The organism is Kitasatospora sp. RG8, from assembly GCF_017813315.1.
In the GTDB taxonomy this organism is placed as follows: Bacteria; Actinomycetota; Actinomycetes; order Streptomycetales; family Streptomycetaceae; genus Kitasatospora.
In genome coordinates this window covers 48,261-61,930 of sequence record NZ_JAGIYX010000011.1, presented here as the reverse complement: position 1 = coordinate 61,930, position 13,670 = coordinate 48,261, and the positions used below count along the sequence as shown (strand labels likewise).

Annotated in this window: 9 protein-coding genes and 2 pseudogenes; 6 read left to right on the top strand and 5 right to left on the bottom strand. The window is 73.0% G+C overall.

From position 1 onward, the window contains the following. Nucleotides 1–32 precede the first annotated feature (32 nt). From J5Y04_RS18355 to J5Y04_RS18345, 3 genes are all read right to left on the bottom strand, one after another. Complete coding sequence (locus tag J5Y04_RS18355) at nt 33–842, bottom strand: arylamine N-acetyltransferase (RefSeq protein ID WP_209413126.1); 810 nt, start codon at nt 840–842, stop codon at nt 33–35. A 130-nt stretch (nt 843–972) separates the two neighbouring features. Continuing rightward, nucleotides 973–1,764 carry a maleylpyruvate isomerase family mycothiol-dependent enzyme gene (locus tag J5Y04_RS18350; protein ID WP_209413125.1) on the bottom strand — a complete coding sequence of 264 codons (792 nt, stop codon included), beginning with the start codon at nt 1,762–1,764 and terminating at the stop codon, nt 973–975. 154 nt (nt 1,765–1,918) lie between these two features. Beyond that, on the bottom strand, nt 1,919–3,277 hold the full coding sequence (locus tag J5Y04_RS18345) for an aldehyde dehydrogenase family protein (protein ID WP_209413124.1): 1,359 nt from the start codon (nt 3,275–3,277) through the stop codon (nt 1,919–1,921). Between the two features lie 117 nt (nt 3,278–3,394). Here J5Y04_RS18345 and J5Y04_RS18340 point away from each other — a divergent pair, with 117 nt between their 5' ends. From J5Y04_RS18340 to J5Y04_RS18330, 3 genes and pseudogenes are all read left to right on the top strand, one after another. Continuing rightward, nucleotides 3,395–3,844, top strand: a complete 450-nt coding sequence (locus J5Y04_RS18340; RefSeq protein WP_245205017.1) for a MarR family winged helix-turn-helix transcriptional regulator — start codon at nt 3,395–3,397, stop codon at nt 3,842–3,844. Nucleotides 3,845–4,241: 397 nt separating this feature from the next. Next, nucleotides 4,242–5,294 (top strand): annotated as a pseudogene (locus J5Y04_RS18335) (family 2 encapsulin nanocompartment cargo protein terpene cyclase); the annotation flags it as partial. Between the two features lie 15 nt (nt 5,295–5,309). After that, nucleotides 5,310–6,191, top strand: a complete 882-nt coding sequence (locus tag J5Y04_RS18330; protein ID WP_209413123.1) for a geranyl diphosphate 2-C-methyltransferase — start codon at nt 5,310–5,312, stop codon at nt 6,189–6,191. An 82-nt stretch (nt 6,192–6,273) separates the two neighbouring features. Here J5Y04_RS18330 and J5Y04_RS18325 read toward each other — a convergent pair whose 3' ends face one another. Further along, nucleotides 6,274–7,218 (bottom strand): hypothetical protein, encoded by a 945-nt coding sequence (locus J5Y04_RS18325; protein ID WP_209413122.1) that lies wholly within the window; start codon nt 7,216–7,218, stop codon nt 6,274–6,276. A 531-nt stretch (nt 7,219–7,749) separates the two neighbouring features. Here J5Y04_RS18325 and J5Y04_RS18320 point away from each other — a divergent pair. The 3 genes and pseudogenes from J5Y04_RS18320 to J5Y04_RS18310 all read left to right on the top strand — a co-directional run. Next, nucleotides 7,750–8,142: pseudogene (locus J5Y04_RS18320) on the top strand (LuxR C-terminal-related transcriptional regulator); the annotation flags it as partial. Between the two features lie 185 nt (nt 8,143–8,327). Further along, the gene (locus J5Y04_RS18315; RefSeq protein WP_209413121.1) at nt 8,328–8,939 is read left to right on the top strand and encodes a TIGR03086 family metal-binding protein; all 612 of its coding nucleotides are present in this window, start codon (nt 8,328–8,330) and stop codon (nt 8,937–8,939) included. A gap of 176 nt (nt 8,940–9,115) precedes the next feature. Further along, nucleotides 9,116–10,828, top strand: coding sequence for a SulP family inorganic anion transporter (locus J5Y04_RS18310; protein WP_209413120.1), 1,713 nt, complete (start codon nt 9,116–9,118; stop codon nt 10,826–10,828). 115 nt (nt 10,829–10,943) lie between these two features. Here the strand turns inward: J5Y04_RS18310 and J5Y04_RS18305 are convergent, their stop codons facing one another. Continuing rightward, nucleotides 10,944–13,664, bottom strand: a complete 2,721-nt coding sequence (locus tag J5Y04_RS18305) for an HAD-IC family P-type ATPase (RefSeq protein ID WP_209413119.1) — start codon at nt 13,662–13,664, stop codon at nt 10,944–10,946. Nucleotides 13,665–13,670 lie beyond the last annotated feature (6 nt).

The following is a 13,670-nucleotide window of genomic DNA, read 5'->3' as shown; positions in this document are numbered from 1 at the left end:
CGGACACCGAACGGGCTCCGGTCGGACGCCGGTCAGATCGCCGCGCCGAGGCCGGGCGGCGGGGAGATCCCGAACCCGGACTCCAGGACCTCGACGACCTCCTCGGCACCGTCCAACTCCCGGACCGAGACCGCGCCTCCGGCCTCGGTGCGGGTCAGGGTCGCCCCTTCGAGCCGAAGGTGGGCGTCGGCGCGGGTGCCCTGGACGTAGATCCGCTTGAAGGGCGAGCGCGGGTGGGTCGCCACGTGCCAGTTGGACATCGCGATGTCGGGCGCGGGGACCGGGTCCAGGGTGAAGGCGGTCTGGTCCTCCCAGGCGTCGCCCGTCCTCGCCTGGAGCACCCACACGGGGGCGGGGCCGTCCGGCTCCTCGACGACCAGGCGGTGGTGACGCCCGGCACCCTCGCGGACCTCCCCGGGAACCATCGGGAGTGGCTCCAACAGGGCACCGATCGCCCCGAATCCGACGTCGGCGAGGTGGCGGCCGGACTCGCCGGGCACCCCGACGGCCAGCACCATGTGGGTCCGCGGCCGGATCTCCCCGGGGCGCGCACCGAGGCGGACACGGCCGGTGAGCCGGGTGACCTCGAACCCCAACTGCTCCAGCACGGCGGCGAGCAGGGTGTTGTGCTCGAAGCAGTAGCCGCCCCGGGACGACTCGACGAGCTTGGCCTGGAGGTCGGCGACGTCGAGCGAGGGCACCGAACCGACGACCACGTCGAGGTTCTCGAAGGGTATGCCGTGGACGTGGGCACGGTGCAGGGATCGGAGGGTGGCGAGGGTGGGCACGGACTCCCCGGCCCATCCGATGCGGGCGAAGTACTTTTCCAGATCAACAGTCATATGGTCACCGTACAAACAGCGCTGGGGATCCGACCACCGACTTCGGCCCCGGCGGGAGTGGACCGTACGACCTAGGTCGTACGGTCCACTCCCGCCATCCGACCACCCTCCGGTCGCGCCTGCGGGCCGGTCAGAAGGCGGAGTTGGCGACCCAGTGCGCCAGCAGTTCCTCGTCCCCGTGCACCTCGATGCGGTCCGCGGACCGGTCCAGCCGGCCGTAGAGGAACAGCAGCAGGTCGGCGGCGGTGCCCCGGACCGTCACGTCGGCGGTCCCGTCGGCGGTCCCGTCGGCGACGGCGCCCGCGCCGTCCGGGTCGAGCCCGAAGCCGTCGGGGCGCAGCCGGACCAGCCAGTCCCCGTCCCCGTCGGTGCGGGTGAAGCGGATGGTCCGGTCCGCGCCCCGGAGGGCGGCGGTCCCGGGCGCGAAGAACGCGGCGAAGGGCAGGTTGGTCAGGAACTCCGAGACCCCGTCGGCCGCGAGGGCCGGGTCGATGCCGGGGTGCAGGCCCAGCGCGAGCTCGGCGTCCACGCGGTGCACCAGGGTCTCGAACAGCATCCGGCGCACCCAGAACCGGGCGTGCTGGTCGGCGCCCCAGGCCCACATCGGCTCGTCGAGGTCGCCCGAGGCGAACTCCGCGGCGGCCTGCGCCGCGGCGTCGTCCAGCCAGTCGGGGTAGCCGTCCGGGCCCTCGGGCAGCCGGAGGTCCACCTCGCGGCTGCGCGGCGGCTCCTGGATCCGCTGCCGCAGCAGGACGGTGAACCAGCGCTGCACACTTCCGGCGTGACGGACCAGGTCGGTCAGCGTCCATCCGGGACAACTGGGCACCGGGGTCGCCGGATCGGCGGTCCGGACGGTGGCGACGAAGCGGGCGGTCTCGGCCGCGATGCCGGCGGCGTGGTCGACGGTGGTGGTCACGGACATCGTTCTCCCGGGGAGGCGGTCCCGTTGGGGCACGGGCAGGGGTACGGTCAGGGGCTCGATCAGTGGCAGGGGCAGGGGCGCGGCAGACGCTGCAGGCGCCTCGGGCACGTCGGGTGTGCCCGGCACCTCAGGCACGTCGGGTACGCCCGGCACCTCACGCACGGGGCCGGTCGGCGACGGGCCGGTCGACGAGGGGCTTGTCGACCACGGCCTTGGTGTGGCTGAACGTGTCGATGGAGTACTCGCCGTGGTAGCGGCCCATGCCGCTCTCGCCCACGCCGCCGAACGGCAGCTCGGGCATGGCCAGGTGGGAGACCGGGAGGCCGAAGGAGAGCGCGCCGGAGGAGGTCTCCTCGGTCAGCCGCCGCTTGGTCCGCTCGGACTCGGTGAAGGCGTAGAGCGCGAGCGGCTTGTCCCGCTCGTTGATGAAGGCGATGGCCGCGTCGAGGTCGGGCACGGCGACGATCGGCAGGATCGGGCCGAAGATCTCCGCGCGCATCACGGCGGCGTCCGGGGAGACGTCCGCGAGGACGGTCGGGGCGAGGTAGCGGGCGGCGCGGTCGTGCCCGCCGCCGGTGACCGTCCGCCCGTCGTCCAGCAGGGCGGCCAGGCGGTCGAAGTGACGCTCGTTGACGATCCGGCCGTACTCCGGACTGGCCGCCGGGTCGTCGCCGTACATCTCCCGGACGGCGTCGGCCAGGTGCTTCTCCAGCCCGGCGGCGCTCTCGCCGATGGCGAGGACGTAGTCGGGGGCGACGCAGGTCTGGCCGGCGTTGAGGAACTTGCCCTGGGCGATCCTCCGTGCGGTGACCGCCAGGTCGGCGCCGGGCTCGACGACGACGGGGCTCTTGCCGCCGAGCTCCAGGGTGACCGGGGTGAGGTTCCTGGCGGCCGCGGCCATCACGATCCGCCCGACGGCGCCGTTGCCGGTGTAGAAGATGTGGTCGAAGCGCTGCTCCAGGAGGGCGGTGGTCTCCGGGACGGCGCCCTCGACGACGGCCACGGTCTCCGGGTCGAGGTAGCGCGGCAGCAGCCGGGCCATCGCCGCGGAGGTCTCGGGGGCCAGCTCGCTCGGCTTGACGACGGCGGTGTTGCCGGCGGCCAGGACGCCCACCAGCGGGGCCAGCGCGAGCTGGAGCGGGTAGTTCCACGGCGCGACGACGAGCACCACGCCGAGCGGGTCGCGCACCACGTGGGCCTCGGCCGGCTGGAAGAACCCCGGGACGGCGGCCGGCTTGGGCCGGAGCCACTCCTCCAGGTGTGCCACGGTGTGGTCGAGCTCGTTCAGCACGAACCCGATCTCGGTGCGGTAGGCCTCCGTCGCGCTCTTGCCCAGGTCGGCGGCCAGCGCCTGCTGGAACACCTCGGCCTGCTCGGTGAGCAGGGCGCGCAGGGCCGCCAGCCGGTCCAGGCGCCGGGCGAGCGGCTTGGTCCGGCCGCTGTCGAAGGTGGCGCGCAGGCGGGCGACCAGGGCGGGGATGTCCGCCTCGGCGGGGGTCGGGGTGTGCGTCATGAGGGTCTCGCGGTCCTTCCGGGAGGCTTGAAGTCCTAGATGGTTGATGTCTTCAAGTAATTTCGACGGTAGACCTCGATGGTTGAGGATGTCAAGCATCCTCCCTATGCTGGTTGCATGCCCCAGACGCCCCGGCCCGTGTCGCCGCCCTCCCCCGACGAGCTGATGGACCAGCTCGCACGGGTGGCCGCGGCCTACTACCGCCACTTCGCCACGGTGGCCGCCGGGCACGGGCTCACCCTGATGCAGGGCAAGACGCTCAGCCTGCTGCGCGGCCCCCGGCCCATGCGCACCCTCGCCGAGCTGCTGGCCTGCGACGCCTCGAACGTCACCGGGATCGTCGACCGGCTGACGGCCCAGGGGCTCGTCCGCCGCGAGGCCGACCCCGCCGACCGCCGGATCAAGAACATCGTCCTGACCGAGCAGGGCGAGCTCACCGTCCGCCGCATCCGGACCGAGCTGATGTCCAGTCTCACCGCACTGGAGGAGCTCACCCCCGACGAGCGCGTGACCCTCCGCACGCTGCTGGGCCGCGCCTTCCCCGAAACCGCCGCGCCGCAGCGCTAGCCGGCCACCACCGGCGCACCGGATCTTCCGACAGGAGCACTGCGCGACGGCGCCGAGCGCTGCCCGCGCGCTTCAAACCTGGTAATCGCAAACGTTCACCCTATCGGGTACAGGAAGCACTCCGGAGCGCCCCCGCGTGCGCCTCCCCGCCTACCGTTGATCAGCAAGCGACAAGGGGCACCCGATGCGGCGACCCCCTTCTTGCCATGCCACATGACGACCCGTCATGACGTGCGGTGTCCTTCGACCCGCCGTCCCGCGACGGGCAGTCCTTCGACGTGCAGTCCTTCACAGAGGGAGGCCCCGCCATGTCCGCGGACACCGGACCCGAGAGCAGCATGGAGAGCAGCAGCGTGGATGCCCCGGCGGCACGGTCATGAGCCGTACGGCCCTGGACCGGATCCTCAACGGACCCAGCGGCCTCGGGACGGCGGGCCTGCACCCGGGACGGCGCGACGCACGGCCGAAGACCGGCGATCCCATCCCCGGCCTGTACCACCACCCGGTCGCCGAGCCCGATCCGGAGCGCGTCGCGGAGGTCGGCCGCCGGATCAAGGCCTGGGCGCTGGACGAGGTCCAGCTCTACCCGCCGGAGTGGGAGGACCAGTTCGACGGCTTCTCGGTGGGGCGCTACATGGTCGCCTGCCACCCCGACGCCCCCGACATCGAGCACCTGATGATCGCCGCCCGGCTCATGGCCGCCGAGAACGCGGTCGACGACTGCTACTGCGAGGACCACGGGGGCTCGCCCGTCGGCCTCGGCGGGCGCCTCCTGCTGGCCCACACGGCCCTCGACCCCCTGCACACCACGCCGGAGTACCACCCGGCCTGGGCGGAGTCGCTGCACGAGGACGCCCCCCGGCGGGCCTACCGCTCCGCCATGGACTACTTCACCCGCGCGGCGACGCCGTCGCAGGCCGACCGGTTCCGGCACGACATGGCCCGCCTGCACCTGGGCTACCTCGCGGAGGCGGCCTGGGCCGAGACGGACCACGTCCCCGCGGTGTGGGAGTACCTGTCGATGCGCCAGTTCAACAACTTCCGGCCGTGCCCGACCATCACGGACACCGTCGGCGGCTACGAACTGCCCGCCGACCTCCACGCGCTGCCCGCCCTCCAACGGGTCATCGCGCTGGCGTCCAACGCCACCACCATCGTCAACGACCTGTACTCCTACACCAAGGAACTGGCCAGCCCCGGCCGGCACCTGAACCTGCCCGTGGTGATCGCCGAGCAGGAGGAGAAGAGCGACCGCGACGCCTACCTGAAGGCGGTCGAGGTCCACAACGACCTGATGCACGAGTTCGAGGCCGAGGCGGCCGCCCTGGCAGCCTCCTGGCCCTCCCCGTCCCTGGTGCGGTTCCTGCGCGGCGTCGCCGTGTGGGTCGACGGCAACCACTACTGGCACCAGACCAACACCTACCGCTACAGCCTGCCCGATTTCTGGTAACCAAGGAGCTTATCCGTGACCACGACCGACATCCCCTCCGTTGCCGCCACCGCCTCCGTGCCCGGCCCGGCGACCCCGTACCAGGGCGACATCGCCCGCTACTGGGACCACGAGGCCCGGCCGGTGAACCTTCGCCTCGGCGACGTCGACGGCCTGTACCACCACCACTACGGGATCGGCGACGTCGACCACGCCGCGCTCGGCGACCCGGGCGACAGCGAGCGCGAGAAGAAGGTCATCACCGAGCTGCACCGGCTGGAGTCCGCACAGGCCGAGGTGCTCCTGGACCACCTGGGCGACATCCGGCGCGGCGACACCCTGGTGGACGCCGGCTGCGGCCGCGGCGGCTCCAGCGTGATGGCCCACCAGCGCTTCGGCTGCAAGGTCGAGGGCGTCACCCTGTCGGCCAAGCAGGCCGAGTTCGGCAACCGGCGCGCCCGGGAGCTCGGCATCGACGGCTCCGTCCGCGCCCAGGTCTGCAACATGCTCGACATGCCCTTCGAGAACGGCAGCATCGCGGGCTCGTGGAACAACGAGTCCACCATGTACGTCGACCTGCACGACCTCTTCGCCGAGCACTCCCGCATCCTCGCCGTCGGCGGCCGCTACGTGACCATCACGGGCTGCTGGAACCCCGCCTACGGGCAGCCGTCGAAGTGGGTGTCGCAGATCAACGCGCACTTCGAGTGCAACATCCACTCCCGCCGTGAGTACCTGCGCGCCATGGCGGACAACCGCCTCGTGCCGCAGGCCGTCATCGACCTCACCCCCGCGACCCTGCCCTACTGGGAGCTGCGCGCCACCTCCTCGCTCGTCACGGGCATCGAGGAGGCGTTCATCAACTCCTACAAGGACGGCTCGTTCCAGTACGTCCTGATCGCGGCCGACCGGGTCTGACCGGCCGCCTCCGCGCGGGGCCGGGGCGTGCGCACGCCCCGGCCCCGCGTCGTCGCGGGACGCCCGCGCGGCCGGCGGCCGGTCAGGCCAGGGCCTTGGACTGCCAGTAGCCGAACTGGCGGAGCGGTTCGCCGTCGAGGGACCACGGCCAGGGCGTGACCGTCTCGCCGATCAGCTCGAAGGCGGTCCCGCTCTCGCGTACGCGGCCGGCCTGGACCAGGGCGTAGGCGAGCAGGTTGAGGTCGGCCCGGGCGGCCGCGTACGCGAGCCGGCCGGGGACGAGCCAGCCGGCCAGGGCGGCGTCCAGCGCGCCGGCGGCCCGGTGGTTCGACCACTGCCGCCGCACCAGCAGTCCCTCGACCCCGCCGCGGGCCAGCGTGCGGGCGTGCTCGTCGACCAGCGCGGTCAGCTCCACCCCCGTGGCCGGCGCCGCCGACGGCACACCGGCCCGGACGGCGTGCACGAAATCCAGCTGGCTGCTGCGCGAGCCGCACTCCTCCGGCGACAGGTAGCGCAGCATCTGCAGGTGGGCCTCCCGGTTCCACGGGTCGCGTGAGGTCACCTCGTGCCAGACGGTGAACAGCTCGCGGGAAGGGGCGCGGGTCAGGCGCAGGATCCCCAGCAGCGCCACCCAGGGCGTCGGGTCGTCCGGGAGGGCCTCGGCGGCGCGGTGGCAGTACCCGGCGGCGGCAGCGGCGTCCTCCATCCGTCCCGCGTGCCGGCCACGGACCAGCTCGACCCACGCCTCGAACACCAGCGGGTCGCCGCCGCGGGGGGCGCGCAGCCGCCAGGTGCGGGAGACCCCCGAGGGCGCCGCGGCCTCGGCGAGCACGGCGATGCGGTGGCCGCGCCTGTCCCAGTCCGCGCCGGCCTCCTGGAGGAGCCGCTCGACCTGGTCGACCTGAATGCTGACCTGGCCCGGCATTCCGGGGGAATTCAGCTGCCGCCGGACACGGCCGAGCTTGACGTCGTCGAGCTCCGGCAGCAGGCGCGGGCCGGAAGCGCGAAGTCTTCGGAATATCGACACGCGCCGCAGCCTAGGGCCCCGACGGAATTCCGGACAGCCCTCGGAGGCAATTGTTATTTCCCGTGATTCCGGTGACCCTACGGTCTCGTACAGCGACCGGCCGCACGCCCCCGGCCGGTCACGCATTTCCGCGGCAAATGACCGGGCGTCAGGAATTCGGATTCCCGGCGGCGTAATTCCCCGGCCACCCGGTCCGCCCGGTCCGCCGGGGCCGGACGGCCGGGGACGGCGTCCGGGCGGGGTCGCCCGCACCGCCGGCCACCCGCGCCATGACGACTCCCGCCGTGGCCACCCGACCGCCCCCGGCCTCCGAAACCGCCGCCGGGGACCGGGCCGGGGCCGGTGGTAGGGTGATCGAAATGTCGACGCGGAGGCCCCCAAAGACCGTGCGGGCAGCCGGGGTTGCCGCCTTACGACGGTTGCGGCCCGTCCGGCGGGCCCGCCGGACGATCACCCGCTTCCCCCCTGCCGCGGGCTACGTGCTGATCTGCGTCGGCACTGGTTGGGCGTAGCCGACGCCGCCGAACAGCCGTGGAGCGGGCGTACGCGACGGACTTGCTCGCCCGCGGCGCCGCCGGCGTGGGCTACCTGCTGAAGGACCGGGTGGGGCGCGCCGAGGAGTTCCTCCAGGCGCTGCAGCGGGTCGCCGACGGCGGCACGGCCATGGACCCCGAGGTCGTCTCACAGCTGATGGCCCGCCGGGCCGGGGCGGACCCGCTGTCCTCGCTGACGCCGCGCGAGCGCGAGGTGCTGGCGCTGACGGCGGAGGGCCGCAACAACGGCACCATCACCGAGCTGCTGTTCATCACGGAGAGCTCGGTGAACAAGCACATCGGGAACATCTTCTCCAAGCTGGGCATGCCGACGCCGGAGAGCGGCAACCGCCGGGTGCTCGCCGTGCTGGCCTACCTCCGGGCCACCTGAGCCGCCGGGACGTCGCGGGCCGGGGATGTCGCGGGCCGGGAAGGTCGCGGGCCGGGCCCCTTGCCCCGGGGCGGCGGTGCGCTCACCGTCCGTGCCCGCCGAAGGTCTCCCCGTCGCCTACCTGGCGGATCGCGCCCGGTAGCGGTTCACTGGGAGTGAGCAGGGCAGGGAATGGAGGCCCGGCGATGGAATGTCCCCACCCGATCGGATTCCACGCTGAGGTCCGCGAGCGCTACGCCGCGGCCGGGGCGGAGGTCACCCGGCTGGTGAAGGCCGTGCCCGAGGACCGGTGGACGGCGCCCACGCCGTGCCGCGACTGGGACGTGCGGGCGCTGGTGAACCACCTCGCGGCACAGCACCTGTGGGTCTGTCAGGCGGCCGCGGGCTACACCCCGGAGCAGATCGGCCGCCGGTTCCGGGGCGACGTGCTGGGTCGCAACCCCCTGGGCGTGTGGACGATGGCCGTGGGCAGCGCCCTGCGCGCCCTGAACGTGCCGGGCGCCCCCGATCTCCTGGTCCACCTGTCGTACGGGCTGCGCGACGTCGGCGGATACGCCCGTGAACTCACCGCCGAGACCGTGGTGCACGGCTGGGACCTCGCCCGTGCGCTGGGCGAGACCGGCCGGATGCCGGTGGGCGCCGCCCGGTACGCGCTCGTGGAGTTCCAGGGCTACCGCGACCTCGCCGGCACCGGCCGGTTCGACCCGCCGCACGCCACGCCGCCCGGCGCCGACGCCCAGGAGCTGCTGCTCGCCCTCACCGGGCGCGACCCGCACTGGTCCACCGAGCTGCGCTGATCCGGCCCACCACCCGGCGCACACCCGGCTCCTCACCCGACCCCGGCCCTGCACCCGACCGCCGGGAAGGCCCGGCCACCTCCCCGGTCCGGCGGACCTCCCGCCTCCCCGGCCCGGCCACCCCGGGCCCCGGCCCTTCGCGAGGCATGATGAGGCCCCGGCGAGGAGGGAGCCCCATGACTGCTGGTACCCGCGACGAAGGGTGGCGCCGCGTGGTGCCGGCCCTGCCGGGGCTTTCCGTGCTCCGCGGCTACCGGCGCGAGTGGTCGCGCGGCGACCTGCTGGCCGGCATCACCGTGGCGGCCTACCTGGTGCCGCAGGTCATGGCGTACGCCTCCGTCGCCGGTCTGCCTCCCGTCACCGGGCTCTGGGCGATCCTGCCGGCGATCGCGCTGTACGCCCTCGTCGGCTCGTCCCGGCTGCTGTCCGTCGGCCCCGAGTCGACCACCGCGCTGATGACCGCCACCGTGGTCGGACCGCTGGCGGGCGGGGACACCGGGCGCTACGCGGCGCTGGCCGCGTCCCTCGCGGTGGTGGTCGGGCTGCTGTGCGTCCTGGCGTGGCTGACCCGGCTCGGATTCGTCGCCGATCTGCTCTCCCGGCCGGTGCTGACCGGCTATCTCACGGGCGTCGCCCTGATCATGATGGTGGACCAGCTCTCCAAGCTCACCGGGGTCGAGGTGAAGGGGGAGGGCTTCTTCCCCCAGCTGGCGTCGTTCGTGTCGAACCTGTCCGGGGCCCACGTGGCGACGGTCGTCTTCAGCGCCGCCACACTGCTCTTCCTCTTCCTCGTGGCCCGCTTCCTCCCGCGGCTGCCCGGCCCGCTGCTGGCCGTCGTGCTCGGCACGGCGGTGTCGGCGGCGTTCTCCCTGAAGGACCACGGTGTCGCGGTCATCGGCGACATCCCGGCCGGGCTGCCCCGCCCCCGCCTGCCGGACCTGGACGAGCTGAACCGGCTGCTCCTTCCCGCCCTGGGCATCCTGCTGGTCGGCTACACCGACTTCATCCTCACCGCACGCGCCTTCGAGCCGTCCGGCGAGGGACGGCGTCCGGACGCCAACCAGGAGCTGCTGGGCCTCGGCGCGGTCAACATCGGCGCCGGCCTCTTCCAGGGCTTCCCGGTGAGCAGCAGCGCCAGCCGCACGGCGCTGGCGAAGTCGGCGGGCGGACGCACCCAGGTGTACTCGTTGCTGGCCGGCGTCGCGGTGATCGCCGTGCTGCTGTTCCTCGGGCCGCTGCTGCGCGACACCCCGGACGCGGTGCTGGGCTCCCTGGTGGTGTTCGCGGCGGTCCGGATGATCGACATCGCCGGTTTCCGCCGGCTGGCCTCCTTCCGGCACCGGGAGCTGCTGCTGGCGGTCGGCTGCCTGGCCGGCGTCCTGGCCCTGGACATCCTGTACGGCGTGCTGGTCGCGGTGGGGCTCTCGGTGGCCGAGCTGCTCAGCCGGGTCGCGCGGCCGCACGACGCCGTGCTCGGCACCGTGCCGGGCGTCGCCGGGATGCACGACGTCGACGACTTCCCGCAGGCCCGGACCGTTCCCGGACTGGTGGTCTACCGCTACGACTCCCCGTTGTTCTTCGCCAACGCGGAGGACTTCCGGCGGCGTGCGCTGGCCGCCGTGGCGGCCCAGCCGGACCCGGTGAGGTGGTTCGTCCTCAACGCCGAGGCGAACGTGGAGGTGGACATCACCGCGCTGGACTCACTGGACGCCCTCCGGCTCGAACTGGCCGGCCGCGGCATCGTCTTCGCGCTGGCCCGGGTCAAGCAGGACCTCCGCGACGAGCTCGACGCCTACGGCCTGAGCACGTCCGTCGGCGAGGACCTGATCTTCCCCACCCTCCCCACGGCGGTGGCCGCCTACCGCGCCCGGGCCGGGGACACGCCGTAGCGGTCGGCGGCGGCCCGGCGTCCGGCCGCGCGGCGGCGGACCGGACCGGTGGCGGACCGGACCGGTGGCGGACCGGACCGGTGGCGGACCGGACCGGTGGCGGGCGCAGCCGCGCTCAGCCGCGGGCCGACGCCCGGCGGCGGGCGAGGAGCTTGCCCAGCTCCCACAGCAGCAGGAGCGCGACGGCGGCCAGCAGCGCCCAGCAGAACTGCCGGAGGTTGAGGTCGGTGGTGCCCAGCAGGCGGTGGAACACGTCCATCTGGGTGACCAGCACCGCCAGGACGAACTCGCCGAGGGCCGCCAGGTTCATCTGCCTGCTGTCGAAGGTGGCGACGTTCAGCACCGAGCCGCGCTCACTGCGGCACTCGTACGCCGCCACGATCAGGCAGAGCGCGAAGGCGGTGAAGGAGATCGAGTTGCCGATCTGGAGGCTTCCGTAGTGCGACTCGCCCAGTTTGATCAGCAGGAGCAGCGCGACGGTGACGGCCAGCCCCGCCAGGCCCACGGTGATCACGACGGGCCTGGTCAGCACCGTCTCCCCGCGCGGGCGCGGGGTGCGCCGCATCAGCCCGGGGCTCGCCAGGTCGAATCCCAGGGCGAAGCCGAACGGGGCGTTGACCACGAAGTGGATCCAGAGGACCTGCGCCGGGGTGAACGGCTCTCCCGCCGCGAGGTTGAGGACGGTGGCGCCGAGGAAGGTCAGGACGAACGTCACCAGCAGCACCAGGACGAACCGGATGTACTTGGTGAGGTTGTCGTAGAGCTTCCGGCCCTCCTCGACGGCGTAGACGATGGTGGCGAAGTTGTCGTCGGCGAGGACCATGCGGCCGGCGTTCTTCGCGACGTCGGTGCCGCTGCCCATGGCGATGCCGATGTCGGCGGCCTTGATGGCCGGCGCGTCGTTGACGCCGTCGCCGGTCATCGCGACGACGTCGCCCTTCTTCTTGAGCGTGTCGGCGAGCAGCACCTTGTGCTCGGGCGCGACGCGTCCGACCACGCCGATGTCGTCGATGCGCGTCAGCCGCTCGTGTTCGGGCATGGCGGCGAAGTCGGCGCCGAGGACGGCCTCGCCCTCGATGCCCAGCTGCCGGGCGATGGCCTCACCGGTGGTCACGTCGTCCCCGGTGACCATGCGGACCCGGATGTGGGCGGCCTGGGCGTCGGCCACCGCCGCCCTGGACTCCTCCCGGGGCGGGTCGACCATGCCGACGAGGCTGGTCATCCGCAGGTCGGTGACGAGCGCCAGCAGGTCGCCGGCCGGGTCGAAGTCCGCCGGGTCGAGGTCCCGCACGGCCGCGGCCATCACCCGGCGCCCCTCGCCGCCCATCCGTTCGGTCTGTGCCTGGGCCCTGCCGCTCAGGCCGGCGTCCCACGGGATGCCCGTACCGGCCGAGAGCGCGGTGGTGGCGCGGTCCATCACCGCGGGGGCCGCGCCCTTCACGAAGCACCGGACCACGCTGCGCCCCGCGGCGTCCACCGTCGAGTTGAAGGTCGCCATCAGCTTGTAGCCGGGGTCGAACGGCAGCGTGGCGAGGCGGGGGAAGCGTTCCCGGGTGGCCTCGATGTCCAGCCCGGCCTTGTGCCCGAGGACGAGCAGGGCGCCCTCGGTCGGGTCGCCCACGACCTCGCCGTCCACCAGTTTGGCGTCGTTCGCGATCAGGTAGGGCAGCACGGCGTCCTCGATGCCGGCGGAGGTGCCGGCGGCGTGGTGGACCTTCCCTTCGAGGCGGTAGCCGGTACCGGAGACGGTGTAGCGGTCGGTGGGGCTGAGCACCTCGACGACGGTCATCTGGTTCATCGTCAGGGTGCCGGTCTTGTCGGAGTTGATGGCCGAGGTGAAGCCGAGCGTCTCGACGGAGGGCAGCTCCTTCACGATCGCGTGGCGCTTGGCCAGGTTGAGGCTGCCGACCGAGAGGATCACCTGGCTGACGGTCGGCAGCGCCTCGGGGATGGCGGCGATCGCCAGTGAGACCGCGCTGACGAAGAGGGCGTCCCACGCCTGGTCCCGGCTGCGGCCGAGCGCGAACATGACGACCATGGTCAGACCGGCCGCCGCCGCGATCCACAGCGTCAGCGTGTTGAGCTCCCTGGTGAGCGGCGACTGCTCCTTCTCAGTGGCCGACAGCATCCCGGAGATCTTGCCCAGCTCCGTGCCGGCGCCGGTGCCGGTGACGACGAGCAGTCCGCTGCCGTGCGTGACCGGGGTGTTCATGAACGCCATGTTGGTCTGGTCCCCCGGCGGCAGGCCGCCCCCGGCCGTCAGCGTGCCGGCGTCCTTCGCCGCCGGGACGCTCTCGCCGGTGAGCGCCGACTCGTCGATCTGCAGGGCGCTGGCCTCGATGATCCGCCCGTCGGCCGGCACCTCGTCGCCGGCCGAGATGAGCACGATGTCGCCGACGACCACCTGCTCGGCCGGGATCTCGGCCTCGGTGCCGTCCCGGCGGACCCGCGCCGTCGCCTCCATCATCGACTTCAGCGCGTTCATCGCGCTCTCGGCCTTGCCCTCCTGGCGCAGGCCCACGACCGCGTTGAACAGGGTCAGGACGACGAGCAGGATGCCGGTGCCCCACTCCCTGATCGCGAACGACACGATCGCCGCGGCCACCAGGATGATCTGCATGTAGGTGCGGTACTGGTCGAGGAAGCGCAGCCAGTCGGGCCTCGTCTTCTCCTCCGGCAACGCGTTCGGCCCGTTCGCGGCCAGCAGTTCGGCCGCCCGGGAGGCCGTGAACCCCGCCGCCGGGTCCGCCCCGAGGGCGGCCACGACCTCCTCCGGCGGCCGCGCGTACCACGGGACGGAGCCTGCCGGTCCCGACTGGTCAGCCTGCTCCGCCATCGTCGC